The 14,327-nt window shown below is 71.2% G+C and carries 16 protein-coding genes; 7 read left to right on the top strand and 9 right to left on the bottom strand.

Annotated features, from left to right (window positions below; translation table 11 throughout):
- Positions 1-95 precede the first annotated feature (95 nt).
- Positions 96-590 carry a snapalysin family zinc-dependent metalloprotease gene (locus ACZ7CD_RS20485; protein WP_360392554.1) on the top strand — a complete coding sequence of 165 codons (495 nt, stop codon included), beginning with the start codon at positions 96-98 and terminating at the stop codon, positions 588-590.
- 184 nt (positions 591-774) lie between these two features.
- Here ACZ7CD_RS20485 and ACZ7CD_RS20490 read toward each other — a convergent pair whose 3' ends face one another.
- The 3 genes from ACZ7CD_RS20490 to ACZ7CD_RS20500 all read right to left on the bottom strand — a co-directional run bounded on the left by ACZ7CD_RS20490 (position 775) and on the right by ACZ7CD_RS20500 (position 2,761).
- Entirely contained in the window at positions 775-1,221 is a 447-nt protein-coding gene (locus ACZ7CD_RS20490) for a hypothetical protein (RefSeq protein ID WP_360392551.1), read from the bottom strand.
- Positions 1,199-1,828 (bottom strand): RNA polymerase sigma factor, encoded by a 630-nt coding sequence (locus ACZ7CD_RS20495; RefSeq protein ID WP_360392548.1) that lies wholly within the window; start codon positions 1,826-1,828, stop codon positions 1,199-1,201. The genes ACZ7CD_RS20490 and ACZ7CD_RS20495 overlap by 23 nt, the downstream gene beginning before the upstream one ends.
- A 66-nt stretch (positions 1,829-1,894) precedes the next feature.
- Positions 1,895-2,761, bottom strand: coding sequence for a S8 family peptidase (locus ACZ7CD_RS20500; protein ID WP_470370868.1), 867 nt, complete (start codon positions 2,759-2,761; stop codon positions 1,895-1,897).
- Here ACZ7CD_RS20500 and ACZ7CD_RS20505 point away from each other — a divergent pair.
- From ACZ7CD_RS20505 to ACZ7CD_RS20515, 3 genes are read left to right on the top strand one after another with little or no spacing between them, the layout of a single operon-like run.
- Positions 2,753-3,175, top strand: a complete 423-nt coding sequence (locus ACZ7CD_RS20505) for a hypothetical protein (protein WP_470379494.1) — start codon at positions 2,753-2,755, stop codon at positions 3,173-3,175. The genes ACZ7CD_RS20500 and ACZ7CD_RS20505 overlap by 9 nt on opposite strands.
- Positions 3,172-5,760: a CHAT domain-containing protein gene (locus ACZ7CD_RS20510; protein ID WP_470379495.1), complete on the top strand. Its 2,589-nt coding sequence runs from the start codon at positions 3,172-3,174 to the stop codon at positions 5,758-5,760. Before ACZ7CD_RS20505 ends, ACZ7CD_RS20510 begins: the two co-directional genes overlap by 4 nt.
- A 40-nt stretch (positions 5,761-5,800) precedes the next feature.
- Complete coding sequence (locus ACZ7CD_RS20515) at positions 5,801-7,354, top strand: FAD-binding oxidoreductase (protein WP_470379496.1); 1,554 nt, start codon at positions 5,801-5,803, stop codon at positions 7,352-7,354.
- On the opposite strand, the gene ACZ7CD_RS20520 is transcribed toward ACZ7CD_RS20515, so the two are convergent.
- Entirely contained in the window at positions 7,317-7,610 is a 294-nt protein-coding gene (locus ACZ7CD_RS20520; protein ID WP_360392534.1) for a YggT family protein, read from the bottom strand. The genes ACZ7CD_RS20515 and ACZ7CD_RS20520 overlap by 38 nt on opposite strands.
- Positions 7,611-7,757: 147 nt before the next feature.
- On the opposite strand from ACZ7CD_RS20520, the gene ACZ7CD_RS20525 reads away from it, so the two are divergent.
- On the top strand, positions 7,758-10,082 hold the full coding sequence (locus ACZ7CD_RS20525; RefSeq protein WP_470379497.1) for an immune inhibitor A domain-containing protein: 2,325 nt from the start codon (positions 7,758-7,760) through the stop codon (positions 10,080-10,082).
- Positions 10,083-10,092: 10 nt separating this feature from the next.
- Positions 10,093-10,539: a nucleoside deaminase gene (locus tag ACZ7CD_RS20530; RefSeq protein ID WP_360392528.1), complete on the top strand. Its 447-nt coding sequence runs from the start codon at positions 10,093-10,095 to the stop codon at positions 10,537-10,539.
- Between the two features lie 127 nt (positions 10,540-10,666).
- On the opposite strand, the gene ACZ7CD_RS20535 is transcribed toward ACZ7CD_RS20530, so the two are convergent.
- From ACZ7CD_RS20535 to ACZ7CD_RS20545, 3 genes are read right to left on the bottom strand one after another with little or no spacing between them, the layout of a single operon-like run.
- Positions 10,667-11,029, bottom strand: a complete 363-nt coding sequence (locus tag ACZ7CD_RS20535; RefSeq protein ID WP_470379498.1) for an STAS domain-containing protein — start codon at positions 11,027-11,029, stop codon at positions 10,667-10,669.
- Positions 11,030-11,049: 20 nt separating this feature from the next.
- Positions 11,050-11,817, bottom strand: coding sequence for an iron-containing redox enzyme family protein (locus ACZ7CD_RS20540; RefSeq protein WP_360392523.1), 768 nt, complete (start codon positions 11,815-11,817; stop codon positions 11,050-11,052).
- Positions 11,817-12,149 carry a hypothetical protein gene (locus ACZ7CD_RS20545; RefSeq protein ID WP_470379499.1) on the bottom strand — a complete coding sequence of 111 codons (333 nt, stop codon included), beginning with the start codon at positions 12,147-12,149 and terminating at the stop codon, positions 11,817-11,819. Before ACZ7CD_RS20545 ends, ACZ7CD_RS20540 begins: the two co-directional genes overlap by 1 nt.
- Before the next feature lie 49 nt (positions 12,150-12,198).
- Here ACZ7CD_RS20545 and ACZ7CD_RS20550 point away from each other — a divergent pair, with 49 nt between their 5' ends.
- On the top strand, positions 12,199-13,122 hold the full coding sequence (locus ACZ7CD_RS20550; protein WP_360392518.1) for a DNA topoisomerase IB: 924 nt from the start codon (positions 12,199-12,201) through the stop codon (positions 13,120-13,122).
- Positions 13,123-13,137: 15 nt separating this feature from the next.
- Here the strand turns inward: ACZ7CD_RS20550 and ACZ7CD_RS20555 are convergent, their stop codons facing one another.
- Together ACZ7CD_RS20555 and ACZ7CD_RS20560 are read right to left on the bottom strand one after the other, a co-directional pair.
- On the bottom strand, positions 13,138-13,563 hold the full coding sequence (locus ACZ7CD_RS20555; protein WP_470379500.1) for a DUF4383 domain-containing protein: 426 nt from the start codon (positions 13,561-13,563) through the stop codon (positions 13,138-13,140).
- Positions 13,564-13,605: 42 nt separating this feature from the next.
- Positions 13,606-14,325 carry a SigB/SigF/SigG family RNA polymerase sigma factor gene (locus ACZ7CD_RS20560; RefSeq protein ID WP_360392512.1) on the bottom strand — a complete coding sequence of 240 codons (720 nt, stop codon included), beginning with the start codon at positions 14,323-14,325 and terminating at the stop codon, positions 13,606-13,608.
- Positions 14,326-14,327: the final 2 nt, after the last annotated feature.

The raw sequence follows: 14,327 nt of genomic DNA on the forward strand, positions 1-14,327 counted from the left end.
ACTCTTCTTGTGCGGCAACGCTGCTTCGATACAGTCGGGGAGCAATTACCCTGCATTGCGAGGAGATTCCTGTGTTCCTGCGCAAAACAATTGCCGTGGTTGCCAGCGCTGCCGCCCTGTCAGTCGGCCTCGTCGGAACCGCGGAAGCTGCGCCCCGCACCCTCACGTACAACTCGAGCGGTGCCGGTGAGTTCCAGGCGGCCGTCGACCAGGGCGCCCAGGTGTGGAACAACAGCGTGGTGAACGTGCGGCTGGTCAAGGTGACCGGCGCCGCGAACATCACCGTCACCGTGGACAACCAGTGGCCCCGCGCCTACGTCACGAGCCTCGGCCGCGGCCGGTGGGTCATGGGTCGTCAGGCGGTCAACGAGGGCCACGACACGGTGCGCATCTCGTCCCACGAGTTCGGGCACCTGCTGGGCATGCCCGACCGCAGGACGGGGCTGTGCACCGACCTGATGTCCGGTGCGAGCGCCGGCACGTCGTGCAAGAACCCCAACCCGAACGCCAAGGAGAAGGCCGAGGTGGAGGCGAACTTCCGTTCCGCCGCGGTGACCGTCGGCCCGTCCACGTTCGTGGACGCCGCCTGATGTGAAGTGCACGCGGGGGCCCTGCGTGACCCTGAGGGGAACGCGGGGCCCCCGCGTGACAGCAAGAAGCACCCGATCGGGTGTGCTGCCGGCGTCCGCGGCTCGGCCGGGGCGCCGGTGACGTGCACGCCGGACTCGTGCAGCGGTACGTGCACCACGACAGCGCGCCTCTCGCGAGGTGTGGTCAGAGGATGAACCAGTCGGTGCAGCCGCCGGCGAACCGGAACCGCACCGGGCCGCGCGGGCCGGGGCCCATCACGAACATGCCCAGCTCGTCGGCCGGCGCCGTCTCCACGTCGCCGGCGGGCGACACCAGCGTCACGTCGCCGTCCGCGGGCACCAGCTGCCCGGTCACGCCGGCCGCCGACACCTCGACCTGCAGCGTGACGCCGTCCGCGTCGAACACCAGCTGCCGCGCCGTGGACGTCGAGCGGGCGCGGGCGAAGAGCGTGTCGTCCAGCACCGAGTCGTACGAGGTGATCAGCAGCAGCTCCGCGTCGACGGTGCGCCAGGTGAAGGCCGCCTTGGCGGCTTCGAGGAACTCCGGTGGAACCGCATCGGCGGGCGGTGTGCTCACCGCGTCGCGCAAGGCGTCGAGCAACACCTCGTCACTGTCCCAGTCGTGCCGCACCCAACACACCTCCTCTCACCTGCGTGGCCTTCTTGGCTGGCGATCCCAGGAACGCCGAGATCGCCGTCGTCTTGCGCAGCTTCTCCAGACAGCGGATGCGGGTCGGCCCGATGCTGCCGACCGGCATCGCCAGCTCTTCGCTCACGACCTGGTAGCTCGGCGGCGGGTCGGTCATCAGCTTGGTCAGCAACCGCTTGCACTGCTCGGTGAGTTCGGCGAACCCGTCGCGCAGCGCCTGCCGCCGTTCCACCGCCAGCAGGTCCGCCTCCACGTCCGCGTCCTGCTCCGACTCCAGCGCGTCGGACTCCGACAGCGGGTCGTACAGGTGCGTCCGCTGCTGCACGCGCAACACGCGCAGGCACTCGTTGCGGGTGGTCGTCATGATCCAGCCGGGCAGCGCCTCGGGCTCGCGGAGCCGGCCGATCTGCTCCACGAGCCGAAGCCACAGCGTCTGGTTCACGTCGGCCGCGTCCGCGGGGCGCAGCCGGTGCTTGTAGATCACCGACACGACCAGCGGCGTGTAGCGGTCCACGATCTCGTTCCACGCACCCTGGTCGCCCTCGGCCGCCGCGCTGACGAGCGCGGCGATCGGGGATGCTGAGGTCACGTCGACTCCTTGCGGTCACGACCTGCGGAGGCCGGGGTTGCTCCCCAGATACAACCTCCTCGCCGGTTATTTGACGAAGGTCCCGTAACCGGCGTGGAACTCCGGGTCCACCAGCAGTTTGTCACGGGCCTGAGCTGCGGTGAGGCCGTCTTTCACCATCGTGGCCGCGATCCGCCCGGTGACCCAGGGCGCGGCGAACGACGTGCCGGCCCAGTTCGCCCACAGCGCGAACGGCGTCGCGTCGCCCTCGCCGGGCAGTTTCCACTCGCCCTTGAGATAGGTCGAGGAGCGGTTGCCGATCGCGCACGCGTCGACCCAGTGCCCGAAGCTCGAGTAGCAGGCGGGCACGATCGAGCCGTCCCCGTTCAGCGCGAGCGCGGCGACGGCGGTGACCCGGGAGAACGCGGCGGGCCAGCTCGGGCGCTGGTCGCCGCGGTTGCCCGCGGAGGCGACCACGACCGTCTCCTGCGGCAGCGCGGTGATCGCGACGCGCAGCGGCTCGGACGCGACGTCGTCGGCGGTGTAGCAGCCGAGGGACAGGTTGAGCAGGTCGACCTTCTTGCGGCCCATCTCGGCGATCTTGGCGACCAGCCGCTCCTCGTCGCCGAAGCCGTTCAGGTCGAGGGCGATCTCGGGGTCGAGCGCGACACCGCACGCCGCGCTCTGCACGACGCCCGCGACGAACGTGCCGTGGCCGCCCTGCAGCCCGAAGAGCGCGCCGCTGGTGTAGGCGGGGTCGACGTCGTCGGGCTCCTTGACGAACCGGTTCTTGAACCAGTCCGCGTGCTCCAGCTGCGCGCCGGAGGAGATGCCGGTGTCGAGGATGCCGACGCGGATGCCGGAGAGCCGGTCGTCGGCCTTCGGCGGGGTGAGCGGGTCGGTCGGCCGCGGCCGGTCGCCGGGGTTGCCCATGACGTTTCCGCCGTGTCCCACGACGACGTGGTGCGGCTGGACGAGCGGTACGCGTTCGTTCGGCCAGTTCCGTTGATCCCTCAACAACCGGACGATCTGCGGAATGTCTTCGGGGTTGTTCGGCAGGATCAACCGGGCCATTCCACCGAATCCGGCCGCGGGACGCGCGTCGACATTGTTTTGCCGCAGTTTCGCGATCACCCGGTCGAGGTCGGCCGGCGCGACGAGCAGCTGACCTGGACGATAAAGGAATTCACGCCCGCGTTCGGCGTGGAAGCTGATGTTCTTGTCCTCGGCGATGAGCTGCTGAAAAGCTCTTTCGTACAGCTCAGCACGTTCCGGCGATTTCGACACCACGGCCTCACAAAGCAGCGTTTGACGGGGGCCCCGACCGAGCTTGATCAAGCTACCACAGCGGATAAAGTGACGCCGTGACCGACTTTTGTGCGGAGGACGCGCTGGCGGCCAGGCAGCGCAACCCGCGTGCGGCCGTCGAGATGGCCCGCGCCGTCCTCCGCGCGACGGAAGACCGTTCCGAATGGGCGATCGCCGAACGCGCGATCGGTCTCGCGTTGCGCGAGCTGCACGACTACAGCGGCTCGATCCGCCACCTGCGCCGCTCGATCCGCATCGCGACGGACGCGGGACTGCCCCGTTTGTCGGCTTTGGCGCAGATGTCGCTGGCGTGGGTGCTCGCCTACACCGGCCGCCACCGCGCCGCACTGCGCGCGCTGGACGTGGCCATGCCGTCGTTGTCGGGTGCGGACGCGGTCGCCGCTCTCATGCAACGCGGTGTCGTCTTCCACTACCTGACCCGATACGACGAAGCACAGCGCGACTACACGGCCGCCATCGCCGGCGCACGGCGCGTGGACGACAAACTGGTCGAGGCGCGCGCTCACAACAACCGCGGTCTCGTGCGCGCGTACGTCGGCAACATGCGTGAGGCCTCCGCCGACTTCGACGTGGCCGCTGCGCTGCTCGGCTCGCTGGGCCAGGAGCTCGGTGTCGCGGACGTGCACTGGAACGCCGGCATCATGGCCACCCGCTCGGGCGACGTGCCCGCGGCCCTGACGTTGTTCGACAAGGCCGACGAGGTCTACCGCAGCCTGGACGTGCCCCGCCCCGCCCTGCTGGTGAACCGGCTGGAGCTGCTGGTGTCGGTGCCCCTGGTGGACGAGGCGCGAGTGGCCGCGGACCGCGCCATCACCGAGCTGAAGGCCCTTCGCAACCCCTTCGCGACCTCCGAGGCGCTGTTCTTCCGCGCCCGCATCGCCCTGCTGGACGACGACCTGGACGCCGCCAACGCCTTCGCGGCGGAGGCCCGGCGCCGGTTCCGCCGCGAGCAACGCCTGCTGTGGGCGGCCGGAGCGCGTTACCTCGAACTGCACGCGGCGGTCCTGCGCGGCGACCGCACCCGTTCGCTGCGGGTGGCGTTGTCGCGGGTGGCCGACGAGCTCGACGCGATGGACTGGCGGCTGCCGGCGTTGGAGGCCCGCATCGACGCCGGTCTGGTGGCCGCCGACCTCGGTCATCGCGTGCGGGCGGTGGCCGAGCTCTCCAGGGCCGCCGCGTCGCGTTCCCGCGGCCCGGCCGGTCTGCGCGTCCGCGGCTGGTACGCGGAGGCGTTGCGGCGCAAGCTCTCCGGTGACGTCCGCGGCACCTCCTCCGCGCTGCGCCGCGGCATCGCCCTGCTCGACGAGTACCGCGTGTCGCTGGGCGCCGCCGAGCTGCGCGCGTTGACCGGCGCGCAGGGCCAGGCCCTGGCAGAGGAGGGCCTGCGCCTGGCCGTGGCCTCCGGCAACGCGGCCCGCGTGCTGTCGTGGACCGAGAGCTGGCGCGCCGGCGCCCTGCGGATGAAGTCGGTGTCACCCCCCGACGACCCCCGCCTGGAGGACGCGCTGGCCACCCTGCGCGCCGTCACCTCCGACGTCGAGTCGGCCGTGCTGGCCGGCAAACCCGCCGGGGCGCTGCGCGCGCAGCTGGTCCGCGCCGAACAACGCGTCCGCGACCTGACCCGGCAGATGTCGGGCGGGGGAGCGGTGTTCAAGCCGCCGCCGGTGTCCTCGCTGGCGGCGGCCCTGGGCTCCTCCGCCTTGGTCGAGTTCGTCGAGTACGACGGCTCCCTGCTGGCCGTGGTCCTGGCCGACGGCCGGACGTCCCTGCACGTGCTGGGTGCCCTTGAGGGCGTGGTCCGCGAGATCCGCCTGCTGCGCTTCGCGTTGCACCGCCTCGTGACCCTGCCGCCGGGGCTGCCGAACCTGGAGGTGGTCCGCTCCTCCGCCGCCCATGCCGCTTCTCTGCTGTCTGCGCGGCTGTTGTCACCTTTGGCGCCACGCATCGACGGCCGTCCACTGGTGGTGGTACCGACCGGTGCGCTGAACAGCCTGCCGTGGGGCGTGCTCGGCCGTCAGGTGACCGTGGCGCCGTCAGCGTCCGTGTGGCTGCGTGCTGCCGCTGCGCCTGACGCGTCCGGAGAAGCCGTCCTGGCCGCCGGCCCGCGGATGGCCGCCGCACCCGACGAGATCAAGGCCGTCTCCGCGCACGTGCCCGGCCGTGTGCTCATTGATGACGACGCAACCGTTTCGGCCGTGGCGTCCGCAATGGACGGTGCCGCTCTCGCGCACATCGCGGCACACGGCTCGTTCCGCGTCGACAACCCGTTGTTCAGCGCGTTGGAACTGGCCGATGGACCTCTGACGGTCTACGACATCGAACGACTGCGTACACCGCCTACGCGCGTGGTGCTGTCCGCGTGTGACACCGGGCAGTCCGCCGTGCGCCCCGGCGATGAGCTGATGGGGTTCACGGCGGCGCTGCTGGGGCTGGGGACGCGGACGCTGATCGCGCCCGTGGTGCCGGTGCCGACCGACGGGACCGCACCGGTGATGGTGGAGCTGCACCGGAAGCTGGCCGACGGGCTGTCGCCGGCGGAGGCGCTGGCGGAGGTGCAGCGGGCCGCTTCCGACGATGGCTCGTACGCGGCGGCGGTCGGTTTCGTGTGCTTCGGCGCCGGATAGCTCTTACGAAACGCGTGCGTCCCGCTTACCGTTGCTCGCCATGGCAACGAGGTCGTGGTGGGGCTGGGGCAACGTCGAGGACGCCGTCACCCCAGGCGAACGGCAGCAGCTGGTCGACCGGGTCCGCGCCGTGCTCCCGGACGCGGACCTGACGTTCCACGAACCACCGGACCCCGCGGACCTCGACCTCCCGCCGTCCCGCGTCCCGCCGTCGGACCTGTGCTCCACCGACCCGGTCGACCGCCTCACCCACGCCCGCGGCCAGGCCTACCGCGACGTCGTCCGCAACCTGGCCGGCGACATCGGCCCGATTCCCGACGCCGTCGCAAGACCGCGCACCGAGCAGGACGTCGTGGACGTGCTGGACCACTGCGGCAGCAACGGCATCGCCGTGATCCCGTTCGGCGGCGGCACGTCGGTCGTCGGCGGCGTCGAACCGCGGGACATCGACGCGCCCGTGGTGACGCTCGACCTGCGGAACCTGGACCGCGTCCTGGAGGTCGACCCGACGAGCCGGGCCGCGCGGGTCCAGGCCGGTGTGCTCGGGCCGGACCTGGAGGCGCAGCTCAAGCCGCACGGGCTCACGCTGCGGCACTTCCCGCAGTCCTTCGAGTTCTCGACGCTGGGCGGGTGGCTCGCGACGCGCGCGGGTGGGCACTACGCGACGGCGACCACGCACATCGACGACTTCACCGAGTCGCTGCGGGTCGTGACCCCGGTGGGAACGAGCGAGTCGCTCAGGGTGCCGGCCAGCGGGGCCGGGCCGTCGCCGGACCGGCTGTTCCTCGGCTCGGAGGGAACCCTCGGCGTGATCACCGAGGCGTGGCTGCGGTTGCAGGCCCCGCCGGTCCACCGGGCCGGCGCGTCGGTGCGGTTCGCGGACTGGGGGCAGGCGGTCGAGGCGGTGCGGGCGGTCGTGCAGTCCGGGCTGCGGCCGGCGAACTGCCGGCTGCTCGACCCGGCGGAGGCGTTCCTCAACGCCGGGTCGAGCAGGTCTGTGCTCGTGCTGGCGTTCGAGTCGGCCGACCACCCCGTGGACGCGCAGCTCGCCAGGGCGCTGGAGCTCTGCGCGGGCGGGGAGGTGGTCGAGGGGGCGGCGCGGAGGTGGCGGGCGTCGTTCCTGCGCATGCCCTACCAGCGCGATGCGATGGCGCAGCACGCGATGATCACCGAGACGTTCGAGACGGCCTGCACGTGGGACCGGTTCGCCGACCTGCACGCGGCCGTCACGGAAGCGGCGACGGCCGTGCTCAGGCAGGTGTGCGGGGTCGGGATCGTGACGTGCCGCTTCACCCACGTCCACCCGGACGGGCCCGCGCCCTACTACGGCATCTACGCGCCAGGGCGGTGGGGCAGCCTGCGGCAGCAGTGGGACGAGATCAAGGCCGCCGTGTCCGAGGCGCTCAGCGGCGCCGGGGGCACCATCACCCACCACCACGCCGTCGGGCGCGACCACATGCCCTGGTACACCCGTCAGCGACCGGACGTGTTCGGGACGGCGCTGGCCGCCGCCAAGGCCGCCCTCGACCCCGCCGGGGTGCTCAACCCCGGCGTCCTCACCACACGATCGAGCGCAGGACCAGCGCCGCGATGAACACCACCGTGAACGCCAGGTCCAACCCGAAGCCGCCGAACCGCACCGGGGGCAGCACCTTGCGCACCGGCGACAGCACCGGTTCGGTCACCGCGTACGCCACCCGCTGCACCTTGGGCACCCAGGCGCCGCGCGCCCGCAGCGCCACCGCCCAGTCGACGACCATCCTGGCGATCATCACGAGGATGAACAGCGTCAACAGCCAGCCGAGCACGAAGCCGATCACGATGGGCCCCTCCACTTCCGGTACGTCCATCAAGCCACAGGAAGCTGAGAGGCGCCTGGCAACTCGCTGAGACGACGTTCAGCATGTGGTCCCGGGTCCGACAACCGACTTTCGGACGTGCCGGGCGGCAGGCCAACTACGTAGCGTCGCCCTCCGGATTCCGAGGAGGGGACCTACGTGCGAAGAACACTGGCGGGAGCAGCGGCGCTCGCGGTGCTGACGACCGGCCTGGCCGTCCCGGCCGTCGCGACGCCGGTCGAGCGGCCCGAGGCGCAGGTGCGGCAGCAGAGCGACGAGCAGCCGCACGAGCTGGAGCTCAAGCGGCGTGCGCTGAAGCAGCAGGCGCTGGCCGAGGTGCTGACCGGGGAGGTGACCGCGGAGAAGCGCGGTGCCAGCACCGTGGCGAAGGTCGGCAAGAAGCAGGCGAAGGACCAGTACGTCGAGCTCAAGCGGGAGAAGACCGACAAGGTCTTCGTCGTTCTGGCGGAGTTCGGCGACGAGCGGCACCCCGACTACCCCGACCGCGACACGAACCCGAACACCCCGGGCCCGGTGCGGTTCGACGGGCCGCTGCGCAACCAGATCCCCGAGCCGGACAGGGCCGTGGACAACACCACGATCTGGCGGCCCGACTTCAGCCGGCAGTACTTCCAGGACCTGTACTTCTCGCGGGCGAAGGACGCCAACTCGGTCGCGAACTTCTACGACCGGCAGTCCTCCGGCCGCTACACGGTCGACGGGCTCGTCACGGACTGGGTGAAGGTCCGCTACAACGAGGCGCGCTACGGCCGCAGCAACGGCTACCCGTGCGGCGACAACATCTGCAACAACTCCCGCGAGCTGATCAAGGACGCCGTCACCCAGTGGGTCGCCGACCGCAAGGCCGCGGGGGAGACCACCGAGCAGATCACGGCGGCGCTGCGCGAGTACGACGTGTGGGACCGCTACGACTACGACTCCGACGGCGACTTCAACGAGCCCGACGGCTACATCGACCACTTCCAGATCGTGCACGCCGGTGGTGACCAGGCCGACGGTGACCCGTGGCAGGGCGAGGACGCGCTGTGGAGCCACCGCGGCTACGCGTTCAAGAACTACAACTCCGGCCCCGGCACCAACAAGCTCGGCGGCGCGCCCATCGGTGACACCGGCCTGTGGGTCGGCGACTACACCGTGCAGCCCGAGAACGGCGGCGTCGGCGTGTTCGCGCACGAGTACGGCCACGACCTCGGTCTGCCCGACCACTACGACACCAACGGCGGCACGAACGGCGTCAACTGGTGGTCGATCATGGGCCAGAACCGGGTCAACGCCCCCGGCGAGGCGACCGGTGAGCGCGCCAACGAGTTCTCCGCGTGGGACAAGCTGCAGCTGGGCTGGCTCGACTACGAGATCGCGGTCGCGGGCCAGGAGCGCACGTTCCAGCTCGGCCCGCACGAGTACAACACCGCCAAGGCCCAGGGGCTGGTGGTCGTGCTGCCGGACATCTCCAGGTCGTTCGACTACGGCGCCCCGTTCGCGGGCACGAAGATGTGGTGGAGCGAGAAGGGCAACGACCTCGACCACTCGATGACCGCGCCCGTGGACCTGCGCGGCAAGACCACGGCGTCGCTGTCGCTGAAGGCCCGCTACGACATCGAGGCGGACTACGACTACCTCTACGTCGAAGCGTCCAACGCGGACGGCAGCTGGACCCAGCTCGACGGCACCGCCGGCGGTCAGCCGTTCGCGCGCGACTCCGGCAACGCCCCCGCGGTCAGCGGCTCGTCCGGTGGCCAGTGGGTGGACATCACCGTCCCCCTCGACGCCTACGCCGGCAAGGACACCAAGCTGCGCCTGGCCTACCGCACCGACGGAGCGCTGGCACCGCAGGGCTTCTTCGCCGACCAGATCACGGTCGTCGCGGACGGCACCCCGGTGCTGACCGACGGCGGCGAGACGGCCGGGGTGTGGACCACGCGCGGTTTCCGCACCACCGAGGGCAAGGAGACCAAGGCGTTCGACCAGTTCTACATCGCGTCGAACCGCACCTACGAGTCCTACGGCCAGTACAACCGCACCGGCCCGTACCGGTACAGCTTCCCGGACAGGCCCGACCTCGTGGAGCACTTCCCGTACCAGGACGGCCTGCTCGTCTCGCTGTGGAACACGTACTACCTCGACAACAACGTGAGCGAGCACCCCGGTGAGGGCCTGGTCCTGCCGATCGACGCCAACCCGGCCCCGCTCTACAACCTGGAAGGCCAGCGCTGGTCGCCCACGATCGGCGGCTACGACGCGCCGTTCTCGCTGCAGAAGTCGGACTCCTTCACGCTGCACGTCAACGGCAAGGCGTCCTACGTCCGAGGTGCCGCAGCCCAGCCGGTGTTCGACGACACCAGGCAGTACTGGTTCGCCGAGCAGCCCAACGCGGGTGTGAAGCTGCCCGCCGTCGGCGTCGGCCTGCGGGTGACCAAGCAGTCGGGCACGTCGATGACGGTGAAACTGTTCAAGACGAAGTAGCTTGAACGGCATGACCGCTGCTTCCGACATGCTGGCCGTCGCCGTCGAAGAGGCGCGCACGGGACTCGCCGAGGGCGGGATACCCATCGGCGCCGCGCTCTTCGACGGCGACGGCCGCCTGCTCGGCCGGGGCCGCAACCGCCGCGTCCAGGACGGCGACGCCTCGATGCACGCCGAGACCTCCGCCTTCCGCAACGCCGGCCGCCAGCGCGGCTACCGCGGGACGACCATGGTCACGACGCTGTCGCCGTGCTGGTACTGCAGCGGGCTGGTGCGGCAGTTCGGCATCTCGAACGTGCTGATCGGGGAGGCCACGACGTTCTCCGGCGGGCACGACTGGCTGGCGGAGCACGGGGTCGGGATCACGGTGGTCGAGGACCCGGCGTGCGTCGAGATGATGACGAGGTTCATCGCCGAGCAGCCGGAGCTGTGGTTCGAGGACATCGGCCAGGACTGACCTGGTGGAACGGTCCGGTGAGCACGCTCACCACCCCCGGGAACACCGCAGCACGACCACCCGGGGGCACGTGCCGGCGGTCCAGCGCGCGAAGGCGTTTCCCGGACGCGGTGGCCGGGTGCGAGGTTCAGGCCGAGTAGCGCTCCACCGCCTCGTCCACGGACCGCAGGATCGTGAAGACCGTGTCCAGCCCGGTCGCCTCGATCGGCCGCAGTGCTGCACGGGTGGACGCGACCAGCACGAACTCGACGCCGGTGCGGCCGGCGCGCTGCTGGCCGAGCACGAGGGCCTCGAGGCCGGCGGAGCCGAGGAAGCGGACGCCGCCGAGGTCGACGACCACCGCCCGGTTCGAGTCCACCACGTGCGTGTCGAGCGGAGCGATGAGCTCGCTCGAGCTGGTGGTGTCGAGCTCCCCGGCCACGCGCAGCACTACGACGTCGGATGCGATCCGGTCGACTACCACGGTGGCCAGTGTGGTGGGGTCGGGCACGCTTGCTCCTTTCGCGGCGTTCAGCATCCCACGTTAACGCGGCCCCTGGTGAGCAGCCAGCGGCCCCGCAGGGAAGAGCGGCCTGCCTCACAGGCGGTGTGGACGTGCTGGACGAGCCGGGCGTGCAGCTCGTGGCACGCCGTGAAGCCGAGCCGGACGTCGTCCGGCGGGCACTGGACGGGCAGCAGCTGGGCGAACGGGTCGCCGCCGATCGTGTCGACCGCCGTCAGGAAGCCCACGAGCGCGCCGACGAGGCGCCGGTGGAGGCCGAACAGGCTCAGCGCGTTGGCCAGCGCCAGGGTGGCGACGGGCATGTCGTCGACGCCGGTGCCGCAGTCGAGGTCCCGCAGCGTCACGGTGAACAGCACCGAGTGCGTGCGTTCGTCGCGGGAGCCGTAGGCGTCGCCGTGGAGGTCGCGCAGGGCTGAGCGCATCTCGCGGCGCGGGTGCCAGAACGCGTGGTGCTTGCGCAGCTCGGCCCGTGCGGCGGGGTCGAGCGGCACCGCCGGGGTCGTCTCCTCCAGCGCGCGCAGGCCCTGTTCCCAGCGGGCCTCCAGGACGGCGAGGAACTGGGCCGCCGCCGGGTGGTCGTCCCAGGCCGGGTGCACGTCGTCGAAGTTGCGGGTGCGCAGCTCGTAGCAGATCCACAGCGACAGCTGCAGGTCGTCGTCCGCCGCGGGCTCCCTGGTGCCGCCGCTGACGAGCAGGGCCGGTCGCGGCCCCGGTGCCGAGCGGAGTGCGGCGACCAGCGCGGCGCTCATGTGGCCGCGGGGAGCAGGGAGGCGCATCAGGTTTCCTCACGCGTTCGGGCGATCAGCATGTCCACGGGGGACTCGGGGTCGGAGCGACGGCATGCGGCTCCGCAGCCGTTGTGCCGCAGCCAGTCGATCTGGCGCTCCACAGTAGACAGCGCGCCGCGTTCGCGCAGCGCGGGTGCGACGAGTGCACCAGCAGCGCCGGCGACCAGGGCCGCAGCGCGTTCGACGCCTCCGGCGCCGCCGCCGTCGAAGGCACCCCCACGTGCGCGTGCAGCCCGCGGTGCGAGTGCCACCGGCCGCCGTGGCCAGGGGTCGACGAGGAGGAACCCCCGTTCCACACCGACGGCGCAGTCATCTTTCATCGGCGAGCGGGTACCCGGCACCCATGCTGATCAACCACGAGGTGTCCAGGTGAGACTCCGCCGCAGCAACACCGCAGGTCCTGGCTGGACCCGCCGTCGTCACGGCAAGGGTTTCCGCTACGCGACCACCGCGGGCGAGCCCCTCGGCCCCGACGAGGTCGCGCGGGTGAAGGCCCTGGTCATCCCGCCGGCGTGGCGGGACGTGTGGATCAGCCCGCACCCGAACGGGCACATCCAGGCGATCGGTGTGGACGACGCCGGCCGGCGCCAGTACCTCTACCACGAGCAGTGGCGCACGAACCGGGACGCGGAGAAGTTCGACCGCGTCCTGAAGCTGGCCCCGAAGCTGCCGAAGTTCCGCGCGCAGATCGTCGCCGACATGAGGAAGCGCGGCCGCACCCGCCTGCTCGCCATCGCCCTGCGCATGCTCGACCTCGGCGTCTTCCGCGTCGGCCACGAGGAGTACGCGGAGGAGAACGGCAGCCACGGCGTGGCCACGCTGCTCTGCGAGCACCTCCAGGTGCGCGGCGACCGGGTCAGGTTCCGCTTCCCGGCCAAGCACGGCGTGCAGGTCGACGAGGAGATCACCGACCCGCAGCTGGCCCGCGCCGTCCGGACGCTGCTCAGGGACCGGACCCCGGACTGCCGCGTGTTCGACATGACCGCCTACGACGTGAACGAGCGGTTCCGCGAGCTGGTCGGCGACGAGTTCACGGTCAAGGACCTGCGGACCTGGCACGCCACGGTGGCCGCGGCCAAGGCGTTCGCCGAGGCGCTGCGCGAGCGCGGCAAGCCCACGAAGCGGGCCATCAGCGCGGTGATGAAGGACGTGGCCGAGCACCTGGGCAACACCCCGGCCGTCGCGCGGAAGTCCTACGTGGACCCGCGCTTGGTCGAGGCGTTCGAGAGCGGCACGGTGATCGGCGGCGGCGACCCGGAACGGGCGGTGCTGCGGTTGCTCAGGACGCCCTGAACCGCGGGCCCCGGCTCAGGACCTCCTGAGCCGCGGGGCGCGGTCGCACCGGCGGCACCAGACCGCGCCCTGCGCCACCGCCAGTGCGGCGAACCCGGTGACGAGGTGCAGCACGTTGCTGCCGGGGTTGACGTTCAGCACGTTCACGACCTGCTCGTCGTAGCGGGCCGTGCCCAGGCCGAACGTGACCAGGAGTGCCGCTGCCACCAGCAACGCCGTGCCGCTCAGCGCCCTGAGGTTGCGGAACGACAGCAGCAGCGCGACCCCGAACACGAGGTGCAGCGCGTTCTGCAGCGGGTTGACCCGCAGGCCGAGCACCCACGTGTCGGTCTCGGTGGCGAACGGCGAGAAACCGGTCACGAAGAAGCCGGCGACGGCCCACAACGCGAGCAGGGCGCCGGTGCCGATCGCCAGCTTCTGGGGCCACCGCAACCGGGTCATCCCGTCAGTATCACCAGGGACGGGCGTTCCCGCTCGCCCACGTCACTCGTCTGCCAGCAGGTCGTTGCGCAGCTGTTCCAGCGACTTCGTCAGCAGCCGCGAGACGTGCATCTGGGAGATGCCGACCCTGCGGGCGATCTCCGTCTGGGTGAGCCGGCCGAAGAACCGCAGCACCACGATCGTGCGTTCCCGACGGGGAAGGCCCCGCAGCATGGGCTGCAGGGCCTCGTGGATCTCCACGCCTTCCAGTGCCGGGTCGTCCGCCGAGTTGTCCTGCAGCGCCTCCAGCGGGGCGACCGCGACGTTCTTCTCGACGCGCAACCCCTCGTAGACGTCCGCGAGCCCGACGCCGAGGTGCCGGGCGATCTCCGAGGGGGTGGGAGACCGCCCGGAACGGTGCGACAGCTCGGCGGTGGCCCCGTCGATCGAGTCGCACAGCTCCTTCAGGCGCCGGGGCACGCGGACGGCCCAGCACTGGTCGCGGAAGTGGCGGCGGACCTCGCCGGTGATCGTGGGCACGGCGTAGGACAGGAAGTCCGTCTGCCGGCCCACGTCGAACCGGTCGATGGCGTTGATCAGCCCGACCGCCGCCACCTGGGCGAGGTCCTCCATCGGCTCGCCGCGTTCGCTGAAGCGGCGAGCGATGTGCCGGGCGAGCGGCAGGTACTCGCGCACGAGCCGGTCCCGCAGCGCGTAGTAGCGCGACGAGTCACGGGCGGTGCGGGCGAGTTCCTCGAACGCCGCGTGCTGGTCTGGCGTCAACG

The sequence above is a fragment of the Lentzea sp. NPDC036949 genome (assembly GCF_055608075.1).

Coding starts and splice junctions, on each gene's coding strand:
- ACZ7CD_RS20530 (WP_360392528.1), top strand. CDS start 10,093: ATGACCGCTGCTTCCGACATGCTGGCCGTCGCCGTCGAAGAGGCGCGC.
- ACZ7CD_RS20545 (WP_470379499.1), bottom strand. CDS start 12,149: ATGAAAGATGACTGCGCCGTCGGTGTGGAACGGGGGTTCCTCCTCGTC.
- ACZ7CD_RS20540 (WP_360392523.1), bottom strand. CDS start 11,817: ATGCGCCTCCCTGCTCCCCGCGGCCACATGAGCGCCGCGCTGGTCGCC.
- ACZ7CD_RS20555 (WP_470379500.1), bottom strand. CDS start 13,563: ATGACCCGGTTGCGGTGGCCCCAGAAGCTGGCGATCGGCACCGGCGCC.
- ACZ7CD_RS20520 (WP_360392534.1), bottom strand. CDS start 7,610: ATGGACGTACCGGAAGTGGAGGGGCCCATCGTGATCGGCTTCGTGCTC.
- ACZ7CD_RS20515 (WP_470379496.1), top strand. CDS start 5,801: ATGGCAACGAGGTCGTGGTGGGGCTGGGGCAACGTCGAGGACGCCGTC.